The organism is Aeromicrobium sp. MLTX1 (assembly GCF_046452335.1).
Taxonomy (GTDB): domain Bacteria; phylum Actinomycetota; class Actinomycetes; order Propionibacteriales; family Nocardioidaceae; genus Aeromicrobium.
Window position 1 is genome coordinate 1,711,267 of record NZ_JBKFDN010000001.1, and the last position, 21,653, is coordinate 1,732,919.

Sequence of the window (21,653 nt, forward strand, 5' to 3'; positions counted from 1 at the left end):
CCGCGCGGCCGTCCGTCCAGCAGGATGGTGCACGGAGGCGATCAGATGAGCGACGGCGACCGGCCCACGATCCACGTGGTGGCCGCATTCACGACGGACGCGCAGGGCCGGATCCTCATGGTCCGCAAGCACGGGTCCGAGGTCTTCATGCAGCCCGGCGGCAAGCCCGAGCCGGGGGAGGAGGCGGTCGACGCGCTCGTGCGCGAGCTCGAGGAGGAGCTCCAGGTCCGCGTCGATCCCGACGAGCTCGCGTCGTGGGGCCGCTTCGAGGCCGACGCCGCCAACGAGCCCGACCACCACCTCGTCGCCGACGTGTTCGCGCTGCGCCTCGACCGCGAGGTCGTCGCCGCCGCCGAGATCGCCGAGGCGCGCTGGTTCACCCGCGCGGAGGCCGCGCAACTCGGCGACCGCCTCGCCCCGCTCGCCGGGCGGATGCTCGAGCTGCCCGAGGTCCGCGCCCACTTCCGTCCCGCGAGGTTCGCCCCGATCGAGACCGAGCGGCTGCGGCTGCGCCTCATGACGACGGCCGACGTCGACGCCGTGCACTCGTACCAGTCACGCGAGGACGTCTGCGAGTACATGCTGTTCGAGCCGCGCACCCGCGAGGAGGTCGCCGACCGCGTCGAGCACTGGTCGCGGGCCGACCGCATCGGCAGCGAGAGCGACTACCTCCAGCTCGCCCTCGAGCGTCGCGAGGACGGCGCGATGCTCGGCCACCTCTACCTGCGGGTGAAGTCCCTCGACTCGCTGACGGCCGAGCTCGGCTGGACCCTGCACCCCGACTTCCAGGGCGCCGGCTACGCCACCGAGGGCGCGACCGCGCTCATCCGCTGGGTGTTCGACCGGCTCGGGCTGCGCCGCGTGATCGCCGATCTCGACCCGCGCAACGAGGCCTCGATCGCGCTGTGCCGCCGGCTGGGCATGCGCCAGGAGGCGCACTTCCGTCAGGACGTCTGGTTCCGCGGCGCCTGGGCCGACACCGGCATCTTCGCGGTGCTCTCCGACGAGTTCACCGGCTGATCCGGCGGTGCGCCGTCGTCGCGCCCCAGCCGGCTCGGCCACCAGATGTGGCGCCCGATGTCGAGGTTCAGTGCGGTCACCAGCACCGAGCGCACGATGATCGTGTCGAGCAGGACGCCGATCGCCACGGCGAACCCCAGCTCGGCCAGGAACACGATCGGCAGCGTCGCGAGCGCGGCGAACGTGCCCGCCAGGACGAAGCCGGCCGACGTGATCACGCCGCCCGTGGCCGCGAGGCCGATGAGGGCGCCCCGGCGGGTGCCGTGCAGCAGCGACTCCTCGCGGACGCGGGTCATCAGGAAGATGTTGTAGTCGATGCCCAGGGCCACGAGGAAGACGAACGCGAACAGCGGGAACGAGGAGTCGGCGCCGGCGAAGTCGAACACGTAGTGGAACACCAGCGCGCTGATGCCCATCGCCGCGGCGAACGACAGCACGACCGTCGCCAGCAGGATCAGCGGCGCGGCCACCGACCGCAGCAGCAGCATGAGGACCAGCAGCACGACCGTCAGGATGATCGGGATGATCAGCCGGTTGTCGGCTGCCGACGCCTCCTGGACGTCGAGGTTGAGCGCGGTGTTGCCGCCCACGAGGGCGTCGGCGCCCTCGACGTCGTCGAGGTCGGCACGGGCTGTCTCGACGATCTCGCGCGCCTCCGTCGAGTCGCTGGGGACGGTCATCGTCGCCTCGATGTAGGCGACGTCGCCCGAGACCTGCGGCTGCGTCACCGAGGCGGCGTCCACGCCGTCGATCCCGGCGACGACGCTGCGCACCTCGGCCGCCTGCGGGGCGTTCGAGATGATCTGCAGCGGGTCGCCCGCGCCGGCGGGGAAGTGCTCGGCGATCCGCTCCTCGGCCGCGAGCGAGGGCTGGTCGGTGGTGAAGGCCTCCGCGTTGCTCAGACCGGTGGCATCGAGCTTCACGATGCCGAACGACAGCGCGATCAGGACCAGTGAGGTCACGACCCACACGGCGCGGGGCGCGCGATCGATCCACGTGCCCACCCGGGCCCAGAAGCCCTTCGAGGTCCGCTGGGGATCGCCGAAGTGGGGGATGAACGGCCAGAACACCCAGCGGCCGAAGATCACCAGCAGCGCCGGCAGCAGCACGAGCATCGCGAGCAGGGCCACGGCGATGCCCGCCGCGCCGACCGGGCCGAGGCCGGCCGTGGAGTTCATCTGCGCGAACAGCAGGCACAGCAGGCCGATGATGACGGTGCTGCCGCTGGCGAACACGGCGGGCGCGGCGCGGTGCAGCGCGTGCGCCATCGCCTCGTGCCGGTCCTCGTAGTTGCGCAGCTCCTCGCGGTAGCGGGCCACGATCAGCAGCGCGTAGTCGATGCCGGCGCCCAGCACCAGGACGCTGAGGATGCCGGCGCTCTGTCCGTTGACGGTGAGGCCGCCGTACTTCGCCAGCAGGTACACCAGACCCTGCGAGGCGAAGACGCTCATGAGGCCGCAGAACAGCGGGATCAGCCACAGGATCGGGCTGCGGTAGGTCAGCAGCAGCATCACGACGACGACGCCCACGGCGGCCGCGAGCAGGATGCCGTCGATCCCGGCGAACGCCTCGGCCTGGTCGGCGCCCAGGGCGGCGGGACCACCGACGTCGACCCGCAGGCTCGTGCCCTCGACGGCGTCCTCCGCGGCGTCGGTGACCTCGTCGATGAAGTCGGGCAGGTCCTCCCAGCCCTCGTCGTCCAGCGTGATCGGCACGACGAGCTGTGCCGCGAGGCCGTCCTCGCTCGGGATCGGGCCGACGACCTCACCGACCGGGACGTCCTCGAGCGCGCCGATGGCCTGTGCCGCCTGCTGGCCGGCCGCGAGGTCGGCCGGGGTCAGCGGGGCGTCGGAGGTCAGCAGCACGATCGCCGGGGCGGTGTTCTCGTCGTAGAACGAGCCCGCCTTCTCGATGACCTGCGTCGACTCGGCCTCCGAGGGCAGCCAGGAGGCAATGTCGTTGTCCTGGACGCTCGTCAGCTTGGCCCCGAACGAGCCGAGCCCGCCCAGGACCACCAGCATGAGGGCCAGTACGACCCACTTGACCCACCGATGGGTGATCCACCCCGCGACCTGACGGTTCATGCGTTCAGTCTGTTCCCGCTCCGCGGCCCTGAGAATGGGTGAAAACCCCGAGATTGGAATCATTCGCACCAGGGGTCACAGAGGGCTCCGGTGTCTCAGGGAAGGGAGTGCCCCTGCCGGGAGCCCCCTGCGGCACCGGCTGGGATACTGGCAGGGATGAGGCCCACCTACCCCGACGTCGAGCTCGCCCTGCTGTCCCGCTGGCCGGAGACCAGGCTCGAGCCGTCCCTCGACCGCATCCGCGCGATCTGCGAGCTGATGGGCGATCCGCAGGACGCGCAGCCGCTGGTCCACCTGACCGGCACGAACGGCAAGACCTCCACGAGCCGGATGATCGACGCGCTGCTGCGGGCCCTCGACCTGCGCACGGGTCGCTTCACGAGCCCGCACCTGCAGCGGATCAACGAGCGCATCTGCATCGACGGCGAGCCGCTGTCGGACGAGCTGTTCGTCGACGCGTACGCGGACGTCGCGGTCTACGCCGACCTCGTCGACCAGAGCCAGTCGCACCCCCTCAGCTTCTTCGAGATGCTCGTCGCGATGGGGTACGCGGCGTTCGCCGACGCCCCGGTCGACGTGGCCGTGGTCGAGGTCGGGATGGGCGGCGCATGGGACGCCACGAGCGTCGCCGACGCCGCCGTCGCCGTGATCACGCCGATCGACGTCGACCACGCCTCCTACCTCGGCGACACGCCCGCCGACATCGCCGTGGAGAAGTCGGGGATCATCAAGCGCGGCTCGCGCACGGTGCTGGCCTCGCAGTCCGAGGAGGTGCTCGAGGTCATGCTGACCCGGGCCGCCGAGATGGGCTCGCCGGTCGTGCTGGAGGGCGTGGACTTCCGCGTCGAGTCGCGCACGCCCGCCGTGGGCGGGCAGATGTTCACGATCCAGGGCGTCAAGGGCCGGTACGAGGACATCCTGCTGCCCCTGCACGGCGCCTTCCAGGCGCGCAATGCGGCGCTCGCGCTCGCCGCCGTGGAGGTCTTCACCGGTGACGCCGAGCTGGACCCCGACCTCGTCCGCGCGGGCTTCGGCGCCGTCACGTCGCCCGGTCGCCTCGAGGTGGTCCGCCGCAGCCCCACGATCGTGCTCGACGCCGCGCACAACCCGCACGGGGTGCGCGCGATGGTCGAGTCGATCGGCGAGGAGTTCACCTTCAACCCGCTGATCGGCGTCGTCGGCGTCATGGCGGACAAGGACGCCGAGGAGATCCTCCGCGAGCTCGAGACCTCCGTCGCCCACCTGATCTGCACCCAGAACAGCACCGAGCGCTCGCTGCCCGCCGCCGACCTCGGCGAGCTCGCGACGGGCATCTTCGGACCCGAGCGGGTCACCGTGGTGCCCCGCCTCGACGACGCGCTCGAGCGGGCGATCGCCTTCGCCGACGCGTCGGGCGACGAGTTCGGCGACGCGATCGGCTCCGGCGGCGTCATCGTCACGGGCTCGGTCGTGACGGTCGGCGAGGCGCGCACCCTGCTGCGCGGCGCCGGGGAGGAGTCGCAGTGAGGCACATGTGCGCGGCCATGCTGTCGCTCCAGGCGATCATCCTGGGCCTGTCGGTGCCGGTCATGATCGCGGTCGAGGACGTCGACCCGGCGGTGGCCGGCGTGATCGGCGGCGGACTCGCCATCCTGTGCCTGCTGACGGCTGGGATGCTGCGACGCCCGTGGGCCTACTGGGTGGGTCACGGGATCCAGGTGGCCACGTTCCTCACCGGCTTCCTCGTGCCGATCATGTTCTTCATCGGCCTGATGTTCGCGTCGCTGTGGCTCGGCGCGTTCTTCCTGGGTCGCCGGATCGAGGCCGACAAGGCCCGTTGGGCCGCCGCCGAGGAGTAGGCCGGTTCTCGCCGGCACAGCGAGAGGTTTAGGAAAAGGTCTCGTTACCGCTATGGTTTCCTCAAGGTGGTGAACGAATGGACATCGCGGTGCAGGAGGCGGCGCAGCGGCTCGGTGTGAGCGAGTCGCGCATCCGGCAGTTCCTCGCGGCCGGTGACCTCCGCGGACGCCGGGTCGGTCGAGCGTGGCTGGTCGACAGCGACGATGTCGCCCGGCTCCAGGGACGGCGCCGGCGGGCCGGGCGTCCAGCGGGGCCCAAGCGTGCCTGGGCGATCATCGACATCCTGAGCGGCGGACGTGCCCCGTGGCTGTCGCCCTCCGAGCGCAGTCAGGTTCGTTCGTACGTAGCCCAGCTCAACGAACCTGACTCAGACGAGTGGCGCAGTATCCTGCGGGGTCGCAGCGAGCTGCGGCCCGTTCGTGCCCATCCTGCTGCCGTGGCCCGACTCCGCGAGGTGGACCACGTGCTGCCCGCCGGCCCTGCGGAAGCTGCCCGGCGCGGCTTCGACCTGGTTGTCGTCAGTGAGTTGGTCCCAGAGTTCTACCTGCCGTTGAGTGCGTGGGACCACGTGTCGCGCCAGCTCGCCTTGGCGCCGAGCCACGACGCCGACATCATCCTTCGGCATCCCATGATCGTCTGGCCCTTCGACGATCGGGATGCGATCCCCGATGCTGCCCTTGCCGCCGACCTGCTCTACCAGGCTGAGCCTCGAGCCATCCGCGCCGGGCAGGTGCGTCTGAATCAGCTGCTCAAGGAAACGCTCGGATGACCCCACGGATCGAACTGCCTCCGCTTTTCGCGCCTGTCGACAAGCTCTGGCATGTCCTCTTGGACCTCGGGGAGCGGTTGACTGTTCCCTGGTCGGTGATCGGTGGCCAGATGGTTCTCCTGCATGTCCTTGAGCACGGGCTCGAGCCGCCGCAGATCAGCCAGGACGGCGACGTAATCGCCGACATTCGGGCTGATCCCGCAGCGCTCATGGCCATCAGCGCCGAGCTCGAGGACATGGGATTCGCGCCCGAGATCAGCACCGACGGCATCGCACACCGCTACACCCGTGTGAGCGAACCCAGCCCCTTGGTCATCGACGTGCTGGCCCCGGAGGGCGTCGGCGACCGAGCGAACCTGGTCACGAGTCCGCCAGGTCGAACGATTGAAGTCCCCGGTGGCACCCAAGCCCTGAAGCGCACTGAGCTGGTGACGATCAGGCACGAGACGCGTGATGGAAGCCTGCCTCGTCCCACACTGCTTGCGGCGATAGTCGGCAAGGCCGCGGCCACGCAGCTCCCTCGCCCAGAGCGTCACTATCGCGACCTGGCCCTACTTCTCTGCCTCGTTGATGACCCCTTCGGCATGGTGGACGAACTCACGACGAAGGACCGGCGGCGTCTCCGCTCTGCGAAACTTCTGGACGACGAGGCGCACCCGGCCTGGGCGCTGGTTCCCTCGGAGATCCGCTCGAGAGGTCAGATCGCCTACGGCATCCTGTCGCCTGAGATGTGACGTGGCTCACCCGGTTCCCCGGTACGGTGGAGGCATGGTGCGCGTGCTCGTGGTCGCTGACGAGATCTCGCCGGTGATCCACGATGCCGGCGTGCGCCGCATGGAGCCCGATCTCGTCCTCGGCGCGGGAGATCTGCCCTGGGACTACCTCGAGTTCCTGTCCTCCATGCTCGACGTCCCGGTGGTCTTCGTCCCGGGCAATCACGACCCCGAGGTCGAGGCGCCGCTCTCGGGCTTCCGCGGCTGGCTGGCCAGCAACGGCCTGCCGCCGGAGGACCCCCGGCCGCTCGGCGGGACCAACGCCGACGAGTCCATCGTCGACGTCGCGGGGCTGCGCATCGCGGGCCTCGGTGGCAGCATCCGCTACAACGAGGGCCCCAACCAGTACACCCAGGACGAGTTCGCCAAGCGCGCCAAGCGGCTGATGAAGGTGGCGGCCAAGCGCGGCGGCGGCGTCGACATCCTGCTGACGCACTCCCCGCCACGCGGCCTCGGCGACGGCGACGACCCGCCGCACCACGGCTTCGAGGCGCTGCACGAGGTCATCGAGACCCTGCAGCCCGCGTGGCACCTGCACGGCCACATCCACCCCTTCGGCCAGCCGCAGCCCGACCGTGTCGTGGGTGACACCACGATCCGCAACGTCGTGCCCTACAAGCTGCTCGAGATCACTCCCGCACTCGACCCGGTCGGCGGTCATGGCTGACTCCGGCTCGCCCCGGATCGACGCCGAGAGCGACTTCATGCGGTCGCGGCGCCTGCAGACCCTGTCGGCGCTGGCGGCCCGCCTGCGCGGCGAGGGCGGCGAGGCCACGCGGGCCCTGTCGTTCGACGAGGTCGTCGACGCGCTCGGTCGCCGCGGCGAGCGCCGCATCGGACTTCACCTGATCCCGCTCGACGCGATCATCGGCTCGGTCGACAAGGTCAAGGACTTCGACCGCCGCTTCCGGCCCACCTCCGACAAGAGCCGCGCGCGGTGGGAGCGCATCGCCCGTGCCAGCCGCGTCGGCGAGGAGATCCCGCCGATCGACGTCTACAAGCTGGGCGACTACTACTTCGTCCGCGACGGGCACCACCGCGTCTCCGTCGCGCGCGCCCTGCGGCTGCGCCTCATCGAGGCCGAGGTCACCGAGGTGCAGACGCTGCTGGAGCCGCGCGACATCGGCCGGCGCGACAGCCTCGAGCTCAAGCACTGGCGCAAGCTCTTCATCCAGCGCGTCCCGCTGCCGACCACGGTCCGCGACCGCGTCCGCGTGACCAAGCCCCACGGCTACGGCGTGCTCGCCGAGATGGTCGAGGCCTGGGCGGCCCGCACGATGATGGCCGAGGCTCAGCTGATGGACAAGAAGACGATGGCGCAGCGCTGGATGGACGAGGAGTTCGTCCCCGTGCTCGCGCTCATCGAGGAGGCCGGCCTCCGGGGCGAGGACGAGACCGAGGGCGACGCCTACATGCGCGTCGCGGGGGAGCGGTACCGGCTGATCCGCGAGCATGCGTGGGACCGCGAGATCATGAAGCAGGTGGCAGCGGGAAAGAAGCGCGGCCGCAAGTCTCGATGACTCACGGCCGCGGCTCCTGCTGATCCGTCGGTCAGGACCCGTGCGCCAGGTTCTCGCCGGACTGGGCGTCGAACACCTGGATCTTGCTGGTGTCGACGTAGAGCTCGGCGCCCTCGCGCGCCCCGACCTTCGACTCGGCGCTCAGGCGGGCGTTGATCTGCGTGCCCTCGCCGGCCATGTCCTGGCCGGTGTCCTTCGCGAGGTCGTCGAGGTCGGCGTTCGCCGCGCCGCCCTGCACCGTGAAGTACGCGTACACGTCCGAGCCCATCTGCTCGACGAGGTCGACGTCCACGTTGACCCGGGCGCCGGGGGCGTCCGCGGCGACGAGCGAGGCGTCCTCGAAGTGCTCGGGGCGGATGCCGACGATGACGTCGCGGCTGGCGCTGCCCGAGCGGAGGGCCTCGCGGTACGCGTCGGGGACCGGCAGCTCGCCGATCGCCGTCGAGAGCGACTCGCCCTCGATCGTCGCGGGCAGGAAGTTCATCGACGGGCTGCCGATGAAGCCGGCCACGAACAGGTTGTTCGGGTGGTCGTACAGCTCGGTGGGGGAGCCCACCTGCTGGATCTTGCCGGCGCGCATCACCACGACGCGGTCGCCCAGCGTCATGGCCTCGGTCTGGTCGTGGGTGACGTAGACCGTGGTGGTGCCGAGCGTCTTCTGGATGCGGGCCACCTGCGTGCGCATCTGCACGCGCAGCTTCGCGTCGAGGTTCGACAGCGGCTCGTCCATGAGGAACGCCTTCGGGCTGCGCACGATCGCGCGACCCATCGCCACGCGCTGACGCTGGCCGCCGGAGAGGTTCGAGGGCTTGCGGTCGAGGTGCTGCTCGAGCTCGAGCATCTTCGCCGCCTCGTCGACCTTCTGCTTGATCGTGGATTTGTCCACGCCGGCCAGGGTCAGCGGGAACGCCATGTTCTCGTAGACCGTCATGTGCGGGTAGAGCGCGTAGGACTGGAACACCATCGCGATGTCGCGGTCCTTCGGCGCCTTGTCGTTCACCACAGTGCCGTCGATCTTGAGATCGCCGGTGGTGATGTCCTCCAGCCCCGCGATCATGTTCAGGGTCGTCGACTTCCCGCAGCCCGAGGGGCCGACCAGGATGATGAACTCGCCGTCGGCGATCTCGAGGTTGAAGTCCTCCACCGCGAGGGCTCCGTCGGGGTACCGCTTGACCACGTGGTCCAGGACGATTTCAGCCATGATGTTTCCTTTCAGCCCTTGACGGCGCCGCTGGTGAGGCCGGCAACGATCCGGCGCTGGAAGAAGAGGACGAAGATGACGATCGGGATGGTGATGACCACCGCGGCCGCGGCGATCGACTGCGTGGGCTTCTCGAACGTCGTGGCGCCGGTGAAGTAGCTCAGGGCCGCCGGCACGGTGCGGGAGCGCTCGCTCGAGGTCAGCGAGATCGCGAAGAGGAAGTCGTTCCAGCACGAGATGAACACCAGGATCGCGGTCGTGAAGACCCCGGGCATCGCGAGCGGGGCGATGACCTTGCGGAACGCCTGGTAGGGCGTCGCGCCGTCCATCTTGGCGGCCTTCTCCAGCTCCCAGGGGATCTCGCGGAAGAAGGCGCTCAGCGTGTAGATCGCCAGCGGGAGGGCGAACGTGATGTACGGGATGATCAGGCCGAGCCACGTGTCGAACAGCCCGATCCCGGTGAGGATCTTGAACAGCGGCGTGACCAGGGCGATCTGCGGGAACATCGCGATCATCAGCGAGGCGCCCACCACGAACTTCTTGCCCGGGAAGTCCAGCCGCGCCACCGCGTAGGCGGCCATTGTGCCCACCACGATCGCGACGAACGTGGAGATCAGGCAGATGCCGATCGAGTTGATCAGGGCCCGGGTGAAGCTGTCGTTCTGGAAGATCGCCTCGTAGTGCTCGCCCGTGATCTGGCTGGGCAGGAAGTTGCCGTCGTTGAGGGTCGCGTCGGGCTTGAGCGACAGCGAGATGATCCAGATGACCGGGATGAACGCGTAGAGCAGGACGATCGCGTTGACGCCCCACCAGATCGCCTTGCGCTTCGGCGTCTCGACTGCGGTGCTCATGACGTCACCTCTTCCCTTCGTCGGAGCCTGGTGCCGCTGCTCCGAAGAGCTTCACGAAGACGATCGCGATGATGGCGATCGTGATGAAGATCAGCACCGACATCGTCGAGCCGATGCCGAGGTTGAGCCCTCGGATCAGGTTGTTGTAGGCCACGATCGAGACGCTCGACGTGTCGTTCGCGCCGCTGGTGAGGATGTAGATGTTGTCGAACACGCGGAAGGCGTCGAGGGTGCGGAACAGCACCGCCACCAGGATCGACGGCTTGATCAGCGGGACCGTGACCTTCCAGAAGCGCTGCCACGGCGAGGCGCCGTCCATCGACGCGGCCTTCATGAGGTCCTCGGGGACGAGCGCCAGGCCGGCCATCAGCAGCAGGGCCATGAACGGCACGGTCTTCCAGACCTCGGCCAGGACGATGATCCAGAACGAGCTCCACTGGCCGGTCAGCGGTGCGCTGTCGCCGGCGAGCCAACCGATGTCCTGGCTCCAGGCGAAGCGCCAGCTGAACGCGGCGACGACCGTGACGATCGCGTACGGCACCAGGGCCGAGGTCCGCACCAGGCCGCGGCCGACGATCGTGCGGTGCATGACGATCGCCAGGCCCATGCCGAGAGCCAGCTCGAACGCCACGCTGACGACGGTCAGCAGGAGGGTGAAGCCGAACGCCTGCCACCAGATGTCGCTGGTCAGCACGGTGACGTAGTTGTCGAGGCCGACGAACTCGTTGTCGTCCGGCGTGCGCAGGTCGGCGCGGAACAGCGACAGGTAGATCGCGTAGGCGATCGGGTAGGCCGTGACCGCGATCATGAGGATCACGGCGGGCGCCACCAGCATCAGGCCCAGGCGGCGCTCGGCCTTCTTGCCCTCGCTGAACCGCCGCCGCGCGATCTCCGCGCTGTCATCCTCCACCTTGTCCATGACGCTCATGGCAGGATCCCCTTCCCTTCGATGGCGTCCGTGATCGAGGAGTCGAGCTCCTTCGTCGTCTCCTCGGGCTTGATGCTCGAGGGCGGCGAGAGCGTGGACGAGATGATCGTCGAGATGTTCTGGTAGACCGGCGAGATCGGTCGAGAGCTGGCGGTGTTCAGGGCGTCGAGGAGGACCTGGCCCTGCGGGTAGGCCTCCTTGAACTCCGGGTCCTCGAACACCGTCTCGTCGACCGGGGGCTCACCGGCGGTCAGCGAGTGCTTGAGCTGGTTCTCCGGCGACCGCAGGCACATCGCGGCGTCGAAGGACTCCTTCGGGTGCTCGCTGAACTTGCTGATCGCGAAGTTCATGCCACCGACCGTGACCTTGGAGGGCTCGCCCTCGACCGTGGACGGGAACGTCGTGAAGGCCAGGTCCTTGGCGATGTCCGGGTTGGCCTCGCGCATCGCGCTCAGCACGTACGGCCAGTTGAGGCTGAACGCCGACTGGCCGTTCTGCAGCTGCGCGAAGACCTCGGGCTCCTGCGAGTTCGACAGCGACCGGTTCGCCAGGCCCGACGTGGCCAGCTTGTTCAGCAGCTCGAGCGACTGGGTGGTCTTGTCGTCGATGGTGGTCTCGGTGCTGTCCTCGTTGACGATCGTGCCGCCGTACGACGACAGGATCGTGTTGAAGCCGACCACGAGACCCTCGTAGCGGGCTCCGGTGAAGCCGATCTCGTACGGATCGCCGGCGTCCTTGAGCTCCTGGGCCATCTCGAACATCTCGTCCCACGTCTCCGGCGGCTTGCCGTCGCCGACCTTGTCGACGAGGGACTTGCGGTACCACATGAGCTGGGCGTTGGTGTGCTTCGGAATCGCGTACAGCTTGTCCTTCCAGGTGGCCGTCTCCAGCGGCACCTCGAGGGTGTTCTCCGAGGCCTCGGCGGCCTGCTCGTCGGTGAGCGGCAGGATCCAGCCGGCCTCGGCGAACTCGGCGGTCCAGACCACGTCCATGCCGATGAGGTCCATGCCGGTGTCGCCGGCGGCGAGGCGCCGGACCATCTGCTCGCGCTGTCCGTCGGCGTCGCTGGGGACGAGGTTGCCGACGATCTCGTACGCGCCGTCGGCCTGCTCGTTGCAGCCGTCGATCAGATCCTGGAACCCCGTGGCGGACGCGCCACCGAAGAGGTTGATGGTGGGGACCCCGCCGTCGTCACTGCCGGCGCAGGCGGCCAGTGACGCGATGAGCGTCGCAGCCGCGGCCAGGCCGACGGATCGGCGGGTCTTCCTCGATCGCCTTGTCACGTGCACCACCCGACCTTCCCCCGAGACCATGCGGCGTGCGACTCGAAGAAATGTGACGCCGCTCACACGAAACTACGGCGGGCGGACGAACGCCGCAAGTCAGGCGGCGCCGGGTGGCTCAGCCGGGTGCGATCCAGGCGGTGGTGTCGCCGGGCAGGCGGTGACCGTCGAGCGGACCGCTGACCGACAGCAGCTCACCGTGCGGGAGGTCCAGCGGCGCGGCACCGAAGTTCGTGACGACCTGCACCCGGCGCCCGCCGGAGCCCGTCACGGTGAACGCCAGCACGTCGTCGCCGGCCTCCTGCCAGTGCAGCTCGCCCCGGCCCAGGCCGTACTTGCGCCGCACGGCCAGCAGTCGCCTGTAGAGCTCGAGCGTGCTGCCGGCGACGCCGTCCTGGCGGTTGGGCGCGAGGTCGCCGTAGACCTCGGGCTGGGGCAGCCAGCTCTTGCCCGTGGGGCTGAACCCGAAGGCGGGCTGGTCGGCGTGCCACGGCACCGGCACGCGGCAGCCGTCGCGGCCCACGTCCTCGCCGTTCGTGCGAACGAAGGTGGGGTCCTGGCGGACCTCGGGGGGCAGGGTGGTCGCCTCGGGCAGGCCGAGCTCCTCGCCCTGGTACAGGTACGCCGAGCCCGGCAGCGCGAGCATCACCGAGGTGGCTGCGCGGGCGCGGCGCAGGCCCAGCTCGTTGTCGGGCTGCGGGTGGTCGGGACCGATGCCGAGCACGCGGGTGGCGCGCTCGATGTCGTAGGACAGGCGCGAGGCGTGCCGCGGGACGTCGTGGTTGGACAGCACCCACGTCTGCGGCGCGCCCACGGCGGCGGTGGCCTCGAGGCCGCGGGTGATGGCCTCGCGCTGCTCGCGCGCCCGCCACGGGGTCATGAGGTAGCCGAAGTTGAACGACTGGTGCAGCTCGTCCGGACGGACGTAGCGCGCCAGCGCCTCGTCGGGGATGACCCACGCCTCGGCGACGAGGATGCGGTCGGCGTCCTGGCCCTCGACGCGGTACTCGTCCACGACGCGTCGCCAGTCGCGGTAGACCTCGTGCACGGCCGGCTTGTCCCACATCGGCTGGTGGCCCGTGGGGTGGATCGCGAGGTCGTAGTCCTCGGGGGAGTCGGGCAGGCCCTCCTCCTTGTGCAGGCCGTGGGCCACGTCGATGCGGAAGCCGTCGACGCCCCGGTCGAGCCAGAAGCGCAGGATCGAGCGGAACTCCTCCTGGACCTCGGGGTTGTTCCACTCGAAGTCGGGCTGGCTGGGGTCGAACAGGTGCAGGTACCACTGGCCGGGGGTGCCGTCGGGGTTCGTGGTGCGGGTCCACGCCGAGCCGCCGAAGTTGCTCTGCCAGTTGTTCGGCGGGAGCTCGCCGTTCTCGCCCGCGCCGTCGCGGAAGATGTAGCGGCCGCGCTCGGGGCTGCCGGGCTCGGCGGCCAGCGCCGCCTGGAACCACACGTGCTGGTCCGACGAGTGGTTGGGCACGAGGTCGACGATGACGCGCAGGCCGAGCTCGTGGGCACGCGCCGCGAGGGCGTCGAAGTCCTCGAGCGTGCCGAAGAGCGGATCGACGTCGCGGTAGTCGGCGACGTCGTAGCCCGCGTCGTTCTGCGGGCTGGTGTAGAACGGCGACAGCCACACGGCGTCCACCCCCAGCGCGACCAGGTGGTCCAGGTGCGCGGTGATGCCCGGCAGGTCGCCGATGCCGTCGCCGTCCGCGTCCGCCCAGGACCGCGGGTACACCTGGTAGATCACGGCGTCCCGCCACCAGGCGGGGGTGGTGGTGTGCGTGCTGTCGACCATGGGAACTCCTTGGCGCGCGCGGAGGATAGGTTGGGCACATGACGCAGCGCACGCTTGTTCTCATCAAACCCGATGCCGTGGCCCGGGGCCTCGTGGGGGCCGTGCTCTCGCGGTACGAGACCAAGGGACTGCGCATCGTCGCGATGGAGCACCGCTCGATCGACGCCGACATGGCAGACGCCCATTACGCCGAGCACACCGAGCAGCCTTGGTACCCGCCGCTGCGGGCCTTCGCCACCTCCGGACCGCTCGTGTCGCTGGTCCTCGAGGGCGACGAGGCGATCGAGGTCGTGCGCGCCCTGAACGGCGCCACCGACGGCCGCAAGGCCGCGCCCGGCACCGTGCGCGGCGACTTCTCGCTGTCCAACCGCGAGAACCTCGTGCACGCGTCCGACTCCCCGGAGTCGGCCGAGCGCGAGATCTCCCTCTGGTTCCCGGAGCTGTGACTCCGTGGGCGGGCGCTCGTTGATCCAGGCCTGTCTCAACGGCGCGCGCCCTCCGGCCGCGCACCCCGCCCTGCCCGTCACCCCCGTCCAGCTCGCCTCCGACATCGTCCGTGCGGTCGAGGCGGGCGCCGACTGCATCCACCTGCACCCGAAGGACGTCGACGGACTCGACACCCTCGACGCCGACGCGGTCGACGCGGTGATGACCGCGGTGCGCTTCGTGTCCCCGTCGGTGCCGATCGGCGTCACCACGGGCGCCTGGGCGCTGCCCGACCCCGCCGCCCGCGTCGAGGCGATCCGCCGCTGGACCGTCCTGCCCGACCTCGCCTCGGTGAACTGGCACGAGACCGGCTCCGAGGCCGTGGCCGCCGCCGTGCTCGAGCACGGCATCGGCATCGAGGCCGGACTGTGGAGCCTCGACGCCGTCGAGGCGTGGGCGCAGTCCCCGTTGCGTGGCGACGTGGCGCGCGTGCTGATCGAGCTGCCCGAGGGGATCGGCGAGACCGAGCTGGTGATCCTCGCCCAGGACATGCTCGAGGCGGTGCGGGCCGTAGACCCGCGGGTGCCGGTGCTGCTGCACGGCGAGGCCCGCTCCGCGTGGCCGGCCCTGCGTCACGCGGTCGCGCTCGGGCTGGAGACCCGCATCGGACTCGAGGACACCCTGCGGCTGCCCGACGGCAGCACGACACCCGACAACGCCGCGCTCGTGCGCGCGGCCCGCGAGCTGGCCGACCGGCACACGATCCCCGTGGGACTGCCCGAGGAGGACGTCCCGCTGGCCTGAGGGTCAGCCCTGCTCGAGCAGCTCTCCGTCGAGCCACGCGACGCGGCGCTCCAGCCACCGGCGCAGGAGGTCGACCTCGTTCCGCCAGCCCTCGCCGGGCTCCACCGCGGGGTCCTCGTTGGCGAAGACGAACGTCTCGGGGTCGCTGTCGAGGGGGCTCGCCGCGATCGGCAGTCCGGGACCGTCGACCTCGGGTGGGCTGAAGTTGTCCACCGCGTCGTCCTCGATCACGGCGGCCCGCTCGTCGACGAAGTCGCCGATCGTGCCGAGATCCTCCGAGACCTCGCTCCACCGCTGCGCCACACGCTCCGCGAACGCCGGATCGGCCATCAGCACGTTGAAGTAGTGGCCCTGCCGCTGGTTCCACACCTGCGTGGGAGAGAAGGCGCGTCGCCACGCGGGGTCGTCGCTGATCCCGTACCAGGAGCGCTGGAGCCACCAGCCCTTCGGATGGTCGAGGCGCCACGAGCCGTTCTTGCGGTTGCCCTGCGAGGCGGTGAAGTCCCATGGCGGTCCCATCGCGAGGGTGTCGTCGCCGCGCAGGACGAAGTGGACGTCGTTCTGCAGGGGGCTGCCGAGGTTCTTGGTCAGCTCGTTGACGAGGTACCAGTCGACGAACGAGTCTAGGTCGAGCCGGTCGCGGTAGCCGTTGTCGGGGAACGCCGGGTCGTACAGGAGGTCCTCGATCTCCTGGAAGCGCGCGGCGACCTCCCGGCGGTCGGCCGCGGTGTCCTCGTCGAGGTAGACCTGCAGGCCGCGCTCGGTCCGGAACCGGGGCCGGTCGGCGAGGTCGCGCGCGTCGGCCAGCAGCAGCTCGTCGTCGTCGGCGATCTCGACGCGACCGTCCTGGACCGTGGGACGCTCGCCGAGCAGGTACAGGCCGCACGCCGTGCCGTTGATCTCGAGGTTCGCCGGGACGAGCCGCGGCACCCAGTCGAGTCCGGTCCGGCGGGCGATCTCCATCGCCGTGGCGCTGCGCAGCAGCGACCGGTCGGCGAACTCGTCCAGGAGCACCCAGTCGCGCGAAGCGGGCAGGCCCAGCACGGAGGCGACCTCGGAGAGCTCGACGTCGTAGGGGCGCTTGAGGCTGTTGAAGGGGTTCGCCGTCTCGGTCACGGAGACGGCGGCGGAGAGCTCCTGCCGCTCGTGTCCGGGCGCCGTGATCGCCAGCTCGACGTCGGCGGGGTCCGTGACGCTCGTGACGAGGTCGTGGCAGGGCGCGGCGGGCTCGGTCGCGAAGTCGTCGGTGGGCACCGTGAGCCGCACGGTGGCGACGCCGTCGACCTCGACCTCGGGCTGGACGGCGGTGGACGCGGAGGGCTCGGACGCGCTGTCGGAGTCGGGAGCGGAGCGCAGGTTGACCCCGATCACGAGCGCCATCAGCCCCAGCAGCGCGAGGAACACCACTGCCACCGAGACCGCCCGAGTCCTGCTCATGGACGAAACCCTACGTCCCACCACCCCCACGAGTCCGGCCCGGCACCGCCACGGCGAGACGACGCGCCGACGAGCCGCAACCGACGGTTACCGCCCGGTACGGTGGCGAGCGTGAACCGATGGATGCCTTGGGTCTGGGGTGCGGTCGTCGGACTGCTCTACAGCCTCGTCTCCGTGCTGTCGTGGCGGCGACTGACCGTGAACTCGTGGGACAACGCGATCTTCGAGCAGGCCGTCAAGGCGTACTCGCGGTTCGAGGCGCCGATCGTGCCCGTGAAGGGTCCGGGCTACAACATCCTCGGCGACCACTTCTCGCCGATCGACGCCCTGCTGGCCCCGGTCTACTGGCTGTTCCCCTACGGACAGACGCTGCTGGTCGCCCAGGGCCTGCTCATCGGCCTGTCGGTCGTGCCGGTGACCCGACTGGCCGTGGAGCGTCTCGGCGTGCGCGTCGGCTGGACGATCGCGGTGATGTACGGCCTCGCGTTCGGCTTCGGCAACGCCGTCGTGGCCGACTTCCACGAGGTCGCGTTCGCGGTCCCGATCCTGGCGATGGCGGGCGTGGCGTTCGTCGAGCAGCGGTACGCCGCGGTCGTGTGGTGGTCGCTGCCGCTGCTGCTGGTCAAGGAGGACATGGGCGTCACGGTCGCCGCGATCGGCGTGGCCCTGTGGCTCGTGGGCGAGCGCCGTCGCGGCCTGATCCTCGCGATCGTCGGCGCCGTCGCGCTGGTCCTCGTCGTGTGGGTCATCATCCCGGCGTTCAACACCGGCGGCGGCTACGACTACACCGGCAACCTCGGCGGCGAGGTCGGCCTGTGGGAGACGCTCACCACCGAGGCCGACCGCAAGCTGCTCACGCTGCTGCTGACCTTCGGGGTCACGGGCTTCGCCGCGCTCTGGTCGCCGTGGGCCGTGGTGGCCGTGCCCACCTTCCTGTGGCGGTTCCTCGGCGACGTCGAGTACTACTGGGGCACCGACTGGCACTACTCGATCGTCATCATGCCGATCGTCTTCGTGGCGATGATCGACGCGATCGGCAGGCGGCCACGGCTCGAGTGGCCGGGCGTCGTGCTGGGCGCCGCCGTGGGCGGCTACCTGCTGGCCGGGGGGCCGGTGGTGAAGCTGCTCGAGCCCGAGACGTGGGAGGCGTCGCCGCGGCGCGAGGCGATGCAGGAGGCGATCGAGACCATCCCCGCGGACGCCGTCGTCGAGACCGACATCGCGGTGCTCAAGTACCTCACCGGCAGCCACGACGACGCCTACTGGATCGGCACGATCGGCGACGTCGTGCCCGACTACATCATCTTCGACCGCCAGCTGACGCAGACCGACCCGATCCAGCACGGGGCCGAGCACGGCGCCTCGTACGAGATCGTCTTCGACCGCGACAACTACGTGGTCGCCCGCAAGGTCGACTGAACGACGGACGCCGCCCGCCCCGAGGGGGCGAGCGGCGTCCGCGCGAGGACCCGAGGTCAGGGGTGGGTCATGCTCATGACGTCGAGGGCGGCGTCGAGGTCGGCCTCGCTGATGTCGCCCCGCTCGACGTAGCCCTCCTCGATGACGACCTGGCGGATGGTCTTGCGCTCCTTGACCGACTTCTTCGCGATCGCGGCGGCGTTCTCGTAGCCGATGTGGCGGTTGAGCGGCGTCACGACCGACGGGCTCGACTCGGCCAGCTCGAGGCAGCGCTCCACGTCGGCGGTGATCCCGTCGATGCAGCGGTCGGCCAGCGTGGTGGAGGCGTTCGCCAGCAGGCGCATCGACTCGAGGATGTTGCGGCCGATGACCGGCAGCATGACGTTGAGCTCGAACGAGCCCGAGGCGCCGGCGAAGGCGATCGCGGCGTCGTTGCCGATGACCTGGGCGCACACCATGAGCGTGGCCTCGGGCAGCACCGGGTTGACCTTGCCGGGCATGATGCTCGAGCCGGGCTGCAGGTCGGGCAGGTGGATCTCGCCCAGGCCGGTGCGCGGGCCCGAGCCCATCCAGCGCAGGTCGTTGTTGATCTTGACCAGGCTCACCGCGATCGTCCGCAGCTGACCCGACATCTCGACCAGGCCGTCGCGGGCGCCCTGCGCCTCGAAGTGGTCGCGCGCCTCGGTCAGCGGCAGGCCGGTGCGCTCGGCGAGGATCTCGATGACGCGCTGCGGGAAGCCCTTCGGCGTGTTGATGCCGGTGCCCACGGCGGTGCCGCCCAGGGGGACCTCGGCGGTGCGGGGGAGCGAGGCCTCGACGCGCTCGATGCCGCGGCGGATCTGCGCGGCGTAGCCGGCGAACTCCTGGCCGAGGGTGACGGGCGTGGCGTCCATGAGGTGGGTGCGGCCCGACTTCACGACCTCGGCGAACTCGGTGGCCTTGGCCTCGAGGCTCTTCGCGAGGTGGTCGAGCGCCGGGATCAACACGGTGGTGGCCGACTCGGTGGCGGCGACGTGGATCGAGGTGGGGAACACGTCGTTGCTCGACTGCGAGGCGTTGACGTGGTCGTTCGGGTGCACCTCGATGCCCGAGGCCTTCGTCGCGAGCGTCGCGAGGACCTCGTTCGTGTTCATGTTGCTCGACGTGCCCGAGCCGGTCTGGAAGACGTCGATCGGGAAGTGCTCGTCGTAGGCGCCGGAGGCGACCTCGTCCGCGGCGGCGACGATCGCGTCGGCCATCGCCTGGTCGAGGATGCCGAGCTCGGCGTTGGCGGTCGCGCACGCGGCCTTGATCTGCGCGAGGGCCCGGATCTGGGCCGACTCGATGGGCGTGCCGGAGATCGGGAAGTTCTCGACGGCGCGCTGCGTCTGGGCGCGGTAGAGGGCGTCGGCGGGGACCTTGACCTCGCCCATGGTGTCGTGCTCGATGCGCCACTGAGTGTTGTCGGTCATGCTTCGCACCCTAATGGGCCCAGGTCGCGGGGCCGGTGCGAGGTCGGCTCAGCGGGCGCGGGCCGCGGTGGCCGCGATCGCGTCGACGAACGTGTCGTACAGCTGCGCCGGCAGGTCGTGCCCCATCCCGGCGATCTCGAGCAGGGTGGCGCCGCGGATCGCGTCGGCGGTGGCGCGCCCGCCCGAGCGGTGCACGAGCAGGTCCTTCGTCCCGTGGATCACCTGCGTGGGCACCGTGACGGCGCCGAGTCGCTCGGTGCGGTCGGGCTGCGTCAGCACGGCCATCATGTGGCGCGAGACGCCGCTGGCGATCCAGCCGCGGTCGTAGGTCTCCAGGGCGCGGGCGTAGGCGACGTCGTCGGGTGTCGGGAACGCCGGCGAGGCGACGGCCTTGCCGTTCTTGACCGAGAGCTCGGCGTACTCCGGGCGGGTGCGGCCGGCGGAGGAGAGCATCGTGCGCATCACCAAGGGGTGGATCCAGCCGACCCGGCGGCGGCCCGTGGTGGACATGATCGAGGTCAGCGAGCGGACCCGGTCGGCGTGATCGACCGCGAGCGTCTGCGCGATCATGCCGCCCATCGACACCCCGACCACGTGGGCCGACTCGACGCCGAGGTGGTCGAGCAGCGCCGCCGCGTCGTCGGCGAGGTCGTCGAGCCCGTAGGGCGCCGTGCCGCGGCCGAGGTACGCCTTCACGACGTCGGCCTTCGTGACCGGGTGGTGCCGCAGCTTCGTCGAGCGGCCCGTGTCGCGGTTGTCGAATCGGATCACGTGGAAGCCGCGCCGCGCCAGGCGCACACAGAAGTCCTCGGGCCACCAGGTCATGGGGCCGCCGAGACCCATCACCAGCAGGACGGGCTCGTCACGCGGGTCGCCGAACGTCTGGTGGCACAGGTCGAGCCCGTTGGGCAGGTGCGCGAACAGCTCGTCGGAGACCGCGACGGTCTCCTCGCCGGCCTGCCCGGGACCCATCGGCTCAGTGCTCGTAGTCGATGGAGGAGAACGCCGCGAGCTTGTGCAGGCGGTGCTCGCTGCGGATGGTGCGGATCGTGCCGGAGCGCGAGCGCATGACGATCGACTCGGTGGTGGCGCTGCCGGCGCCGTAGCGGACGCCGCGCAGCAGGTTGCCCGAGGTGATGCCGGTGGCGACGAAGAAGCAGTCGTCGGAGGTGACCAGGTCCTCGGTGGTGAGGATCCGGTCGAGGTCGTGACCGGCGTCGATGGCGCGCTGGCGCTCGTCGTCGTCGGTGGGGGTGAGACGGCCCTGGATGACGCCGCCCAGGCACTTCATCGCGACGGCGGTGATGATGCCCTCGGGCGTGCCGCCGATGCCCAGCAGCAGGTCGACGCCGGAGTCGGGACGGGCCGCGGTGATGCCGCCCGCGATGTCGCCGTCGGCGATGAACTTGATGCGGGCGCCGGTCTCGCGGATCTCCTGGACCAGCGCGTCGTGGCGGGGGCGGTCGAGCACGCACACGGTGACGTCCTCGACGTCGAGGCCCTTCGCCTTGGCGACGATCGCGATGTTCTCCGAGGCGGGGAGGCGGATGTCGACCTTGTCGGCGGCCTCCGGACCGGCGATGAGCTTCTCCATGTAGAACACCGCCGACGGGTCGTACATCGAGCCGCGCGGCGCGACCGCCATGACCGAGATCGCGTTGGCCAGGCTCTTGGCCGTGAGGGTGGTGCCGTCGATCGGGTCGACCGCGACGTCGCACTCGGGACCGGTGCCGTCGCCGACCCGCTCGCCGTTGTAGAGCATGGGGGCGTCGTCCTTCTCGCCCTCGCCGATGACCACGACGCCGTCCATCGAGACGGTGTTGATCATCGAGCGCATCGCGTTGACCGCGACGCCGTCGGCGCCGTTCTTGTCGCCCCGTCCGACCCAGCGTCCGGCGGCCATGGCCCCGGCTTCGGTCACCCGGACGAGGTCCAGGGCGAGGTTGCGATCAGGGGCGGCCTCGGCGGGCTTCAGTGCGTCCACGCGCACAGCCTATCGGGCCGGAAGGCTAGGCTGGCCGGGGCGACCGAACGGTCGCCGCAGGCACGGACA

Annotated in this window: 20 protein-coding genes; 10 read left to right on the forward strand and 10 right to left on the reverse strand. The window is 70.3% G+C overall.

The annotated features are described in order from the left end of the window. Positions 1-45: 45 nt before the first annotated feature. Positions 46-1,020 carry a GNAT family N-acetyltransferase gene (locus ACK99Q_RS08205; RefSeq protein WP_410185649.1) on the forward strand — a complete coding sequence of 325 codons (975 nt, stop codon included), beginning with the start codon at positions 46-48 and terminating at the stop codon, positions 1,018-1,020. On the opposite strand, the gene ACK99Q_RS08210 is transcribed toward ACK99Q_RS08205, so the two are convergent. Continuing rightward, positions 945-3,104 carry an MMPL family transporter gene (locus tag ACK99Q_RS08210; RefSeq protein ID WP_410185650.1) on the reverse strand — a complete coding sequence of 720 codons (2,160 nt, stop codon included), beginning with the start codon at positions 3,102-3,104 and terminating at the stop codon, positions 945-947. The genes ACK99Q_RS08205 and ACK99Q_RS08210 overlap by 76 nt on opposite strands. Positions 3,105-3,260: 156 nt before the next feature. Here ACK99Q_RS08210 and ACK99Q_RS08215 point away from each other — a divergent pair, with 156 nt between their 5' ends. The 6 genes from ACK99Q_RS08215 to ACK99Q_RS08240 all read left to right on the forward strand — a co-directional run bounded on the left by ACK99Q_RS08215 (position 3,261) and on the right by ACK99Q_RS08240 (position 8,005). Beyond that, the gene (locus tag ACK99Q_RS08215) at positions 3,261-4,610 is read left to right on the forward strand and encodes a bifunctional folylpolyglutamate synthase/dihydrofolate synthase (RefSeq protein ID WP_410185651.1); all 1,350 of its coding nucleotides are present in this window, start codon (positions 3,261-3,263) and stop codon (positions 4,608-4,610) included. A 5-nt stretch (positions 4,611-4,615) separates the two neighbouring features. After that, positions 4,616-4,942, forward strand: a complete 327-nt coding sequence (locus ACK99Q_RS08220) for a DUF4233 domain-containing protein (protein ID WP_410186078.1) — start codon at positions 4,616-4,618, stop codon at positions 4,940-4,942. Positions 4,943-5,019: 77 nt separating this feature from the next. Next, positions 5,020-5,712 carry a helix-turn-helix domain-containing protein gene (locus tag ACK99Q_RS08225; protein ID WP_410185652.1) on the forward strand — a complete coding sequence of 231 codons (693 nt, stop codon included), beginning with the start codon at positions 5,020-5,022 and terminating at the stop codon, positions 5,710-5,712. After that, positions 5,709-6,446 carry a hypothetical protein gene (locus ACK99Q_RS08230; protein ID WP_410185653.1) on the forward strand — a complete coding sequence of 246 codons (738 nt, stop codon included), beginning with the start codon at positions 5,709-5,711 and terminating at the stop codon, positions 6,444-6,446. Before ACK99Q_RS08225 ends, ACK99Q_RS08230 begins: the two co-directional genes overlap by 4 nt. 34 nt (positions 6,447-6,480) lie before the next feature. Beyond that, positions 6,481-7,152, forward strand: coding sequence for a metallophosphoesterase (locus ACK99Q_RS08235; RefSeq protein ID WP_410185654.1), 672 nt, complete (start codon positions 6,481-6,483; stop codon positions 7,150-7,152). Next, positions 7,145-8,005 (forward strand): chromosome partitioning protein ParB, encoded by an 861-nt coding sequence (locus tag ACK99Q_RS08240; RefSeq protein ID WP_410185655.1) that lies wholly within the window; start codon positions 7,145-7,147, stop codon positions 8,003-8,005. Before ACK99Q_RS08235 ends, ACK99Q_RS08240 begins: the two co-directional genes overlap by 8 nt. Positions 8,006-8,036: 31 nt before the next feature. Here the strand turns inward: ACK99Q_RS08240 and ACK99Q_RS08245 are convergent, their stop codons facing one another. The 5 genes from ACK99Q_RS08245 to ACK99Q_RS08265 all read right to left on the reverse strand — a co-directional run bounded on the left by ACK99Q_RS08245 (position 8,037) and on the right by ACK99Q_RS08265 (position 14,063). Beyond that, on the reverse strand, positions 8,037-9,206 hold the full coding sequence (locus tag ACK99Q_RS08245) for an ABC transporter ATP-binding protein (RefSeq protein WP_410185656.1): 1,170 nt from the start codon (positions 9,204-9,206) through the stop codon (positions 8,037-8,039). An 11-nt stretch (positions 9,207-9,217) separates the two neighbouring features. Beyond that, positions 9,218-10,057 (reverse strand): carbohydrate ABC transporter permease, encoded by an 840-nt coding sequence (locus ACK99Q_RS08250; RefSeq protein ID WP_410185657.1) that lies wholly within the window; start codon positions 10,055-10,057, stop codon positions 9,218-9,220. Between the two features lie 4 nt (positions 10,058-10,061). Beyond that, entirely contained in the window at positions 10,062-10,985 is a 924-nt protein-coding gene (locus ACK99Q_RS08255; protein WP_410185658.1) for a carbohydrate ABC transporter permease, read from the reverse strand. Continuing rightward, on the reverse strand, positions 10,982-12,268 hold the full coding sequence (locus tag ACK99Q_RS08260) for an ABC transporter substrate-binding protein (RefSeq protein WP_410185659.1): 1,287 nt from the start codon (positions 12,266-12,268) through the stop codon (positions 10,982-10,984). Before ACK99Q_RS08260 ends, ACK99Q_RS08255 begins: the two co-directional genes overlap by 4 nt. 118 nt (positions 12,269-12,386) lie before the next feature. Further along, a complete protein-coding gene (locus ACK99Q_RS08265) occupies positions 12,387-14,063 on the reverse strand; it encodes a glycoside hydrolase family 13 protein (protein ID WP_410185660.1) in 1,677 nt (558 codons plus the stop codon). A 38-nt stretch (positions 14,064-14,101) separates the two neighbouring features. Here ACK99Q_RS08265 and ndk point away from each other — a divergent pair, with 38 nt between their 5' ends. Both ndk and ACK99Q_RS08275 read left to right on the forward strand, forming a co-directional pair. Then, positions 14,102-14,509, forward strand: a complete 408-nt coding sequence (ndk, locus tag ACK99Q_RS08270; RefSeq protein ID WP_179423267.1) for a nucleoside-diphosphate kinase — start codon at positions 14,102-14,104, stop codon at positions 14,507-14,509. Between the two features lie 4 nt (positions 14,510-14,513). Beyond that, positions 14,514-15,293 (forward strand): 3-keto-5-aminohexanoate cleavage protein, encoded by a 780-nt coding sequence (locus ACK99Q_RS08275; protein ID WP_179423269.1) that lies wholly within the window; start codon positions 14,514-14,516, stop codon positions 15,291-15,293. A 3-nt stretch (positions 15,294-15,296) separates the two neighbouring features. Here the strand turns inward: ACK99Q_RS08275 and ACK99Q_RS08280 are convergent, their stop codons facing one another. Continuing rightward, entirely contained in the window at positions 15,297-16,730 is a 1,434-nt protein-coding gene (locus tag ACK99Q_RS08280) for a CotH kinase family protein (protein WP_410185661.1), read from the reverse strand. A 111-nt stretch (positions 16,731-16,841) separates the two neighbouring features. Here ACK99Q_RS08280 and ACK99Q_RS08285 point away from each other — a divergent pair, with 111 nt between their 5' ends. Beyond that, positions 16,842-18,149, forward strand: a complete 1,308-nt coding sequence (locus ACK99Q_RS08285; RefSeq protein WP_410185662.1) for a DUF2079 domain-containing protein — start codon at positions 16,842-16,844, stop codon at positions 18,147-18,149. A gap of 56 nt (positions 18,150-18,205) precedes the next feature. Here ACK99Q_RS08285 and ACK99Q_RS08290 read toward each other — a convergent pair whose 3' ends face one another. From ACK99Q_RS08290 to glpX, 3 genes are read right to left on the reverse strand one after another with little or no spacing between them, the layout of a single operon-like run. Next, a complete protein-coding gene (locus ACK99Q_RS08290) occupies positions 18,206-19,600 on the reverse strand; it encodes a class II fumarate hydratase (protein ID WP_410185663.1) in 1,395 nt (464 codons plus the stop codon). A 48-nt stretch (positions 19,601-19,648) separates the two neighbouring features. After that, entirely contained in the window at positions 19,649-20,572 is a 924-nt protein-coding gene (locus tag ACK99Q_RS08295; RefSeq protein WP_410185664.1) for an alpha/beta fold hydrolase, read from the reverse strand. Positions 20,573-20,576: 4 nt separating this feature from the next. Beyond that, positions 20,577-21,584, reverse strand: a complete 1,008-nt coding sequence (gene glpX / locus ACK99Q_RS08300; RefSeq protein ID WP_410185665.1) for a class II fructose-bisphosphatase — start codon at positions 21,582-21,584, stop codon at positions 20,577-20,579. Positions 21,585-21,653 lie beyond the last annotated feature (69 nt).

Coding starts and splice junctions, on each gene's coding strand:
- ACK99Q_RS08220 (WP_410186078.1), top strand. CDS start 4,616: ATGTGCGCGGCCATGCTGTCGCTCCAGGCGATCATCCTGGGCCTGTCG.
- ACK99Q_RS08295 (WP_410185664.1), bottom strand. CDS start 20,572: ATGGGTCCCGGGCAGGCCGGCGAGGAGACCGTCGCGGTCTCCGACGAG.
- ACK99Q_RS08230 (WP_410185653.1), top strand. CDS start 5,709: ATGACCCCACGGATCGAACTGCCTCCGCTTTTCGCGCCTGTCGACAAG.
- ACK99Q_RS08250 (WP_410185657.1), bottom strand. CDS start 10,057: ATGAGCACCGCAGTCGAGACGCCGAAGCGCAAGGCGATCTGGTGGGGC.
- ACK99Q_RS08215 (WP_410185651.1), top strand. CDS start 3,261: ATGAGGCCCACCTACCCCGACGTCGAGCTCGCCCTGCTGTCCCGCTGG.
- ACK99Q_RS08240 (WP_410185655.1), top strand. CDS start 7,145: ATGGCTGACTCCGGCTCGCCCCGGATCGACGCCGAGAGCGACTTCATG.
- ACK99Q_RS08235 (WP_410185654.1), top strand. CDS start 6,481: ATGGTGCGCGTGCTCGTGGTCGCTGACGAGATCTCGCCGGTGATCCAC.
- ACK99Q_RS08210 (WP_410185650.1), bottom strand. CDS start 3,104: ATGAACCGTCAGGTCGCGGGGTGGATCACCCATCGGTGGGTCAAGTGG.
- ndk (WP_179423267.1), top strand. CDS start 14,102: ATGACGCAGCGCACGCTTGTTCTCATCAAACCCGATGCCGTGGCCCGG.
- ACK99Q_RS08205 (WP_410185649.1), top strand. CDS start 46: ATGAGCGACGGCGACCGGCCCACGATCCACGTGGTGGCCGCATTCACG.
- ACK99Q_RS08225 (WP_410185652.1), top strand. CDS start 5,020: ATGGACATCGCGGTGCAGGAGGCGGCGCAGCGGCTCGGTGTGAGCGAG.
- ACK99Q_RS08280 (WP_410185661.1), bottom strand. CDS start 16,730: ATGAGCAGGACTCGGGCGGTCTCGGTGGCAGTGGTGTTCCTCGCGCTG.
- ACK99Q_RS08290 (WP_410185663.1), bottom strand. CDS start 19,600: ATGACCGACAACACTCAGTGGCGCATCGAGCACGACACCATGGGCGAG.
- ACK99Q_RS08255 (WP_410185658.1), bottom strand. CDS start 10,985: ATGAGCGTCATGGACAAGGTGGAGGATGACAGCGCGGAGATCGCGCGG.
- ACK99Q_RS08265 (WP_410185660.1), bottom strand. CDS start 14,063: ATGGTCGACAGCACGCACACCACCACCCCCGCCTGGTGGCGGGACGCC.
- ACK99Q_RS08245 (WP_410185656.1), bottom strand. CDS start 9,206: ATGGCTGAAATCGTCCTGGACCACGTGGTCAAGCGGTACCCCGACGGA.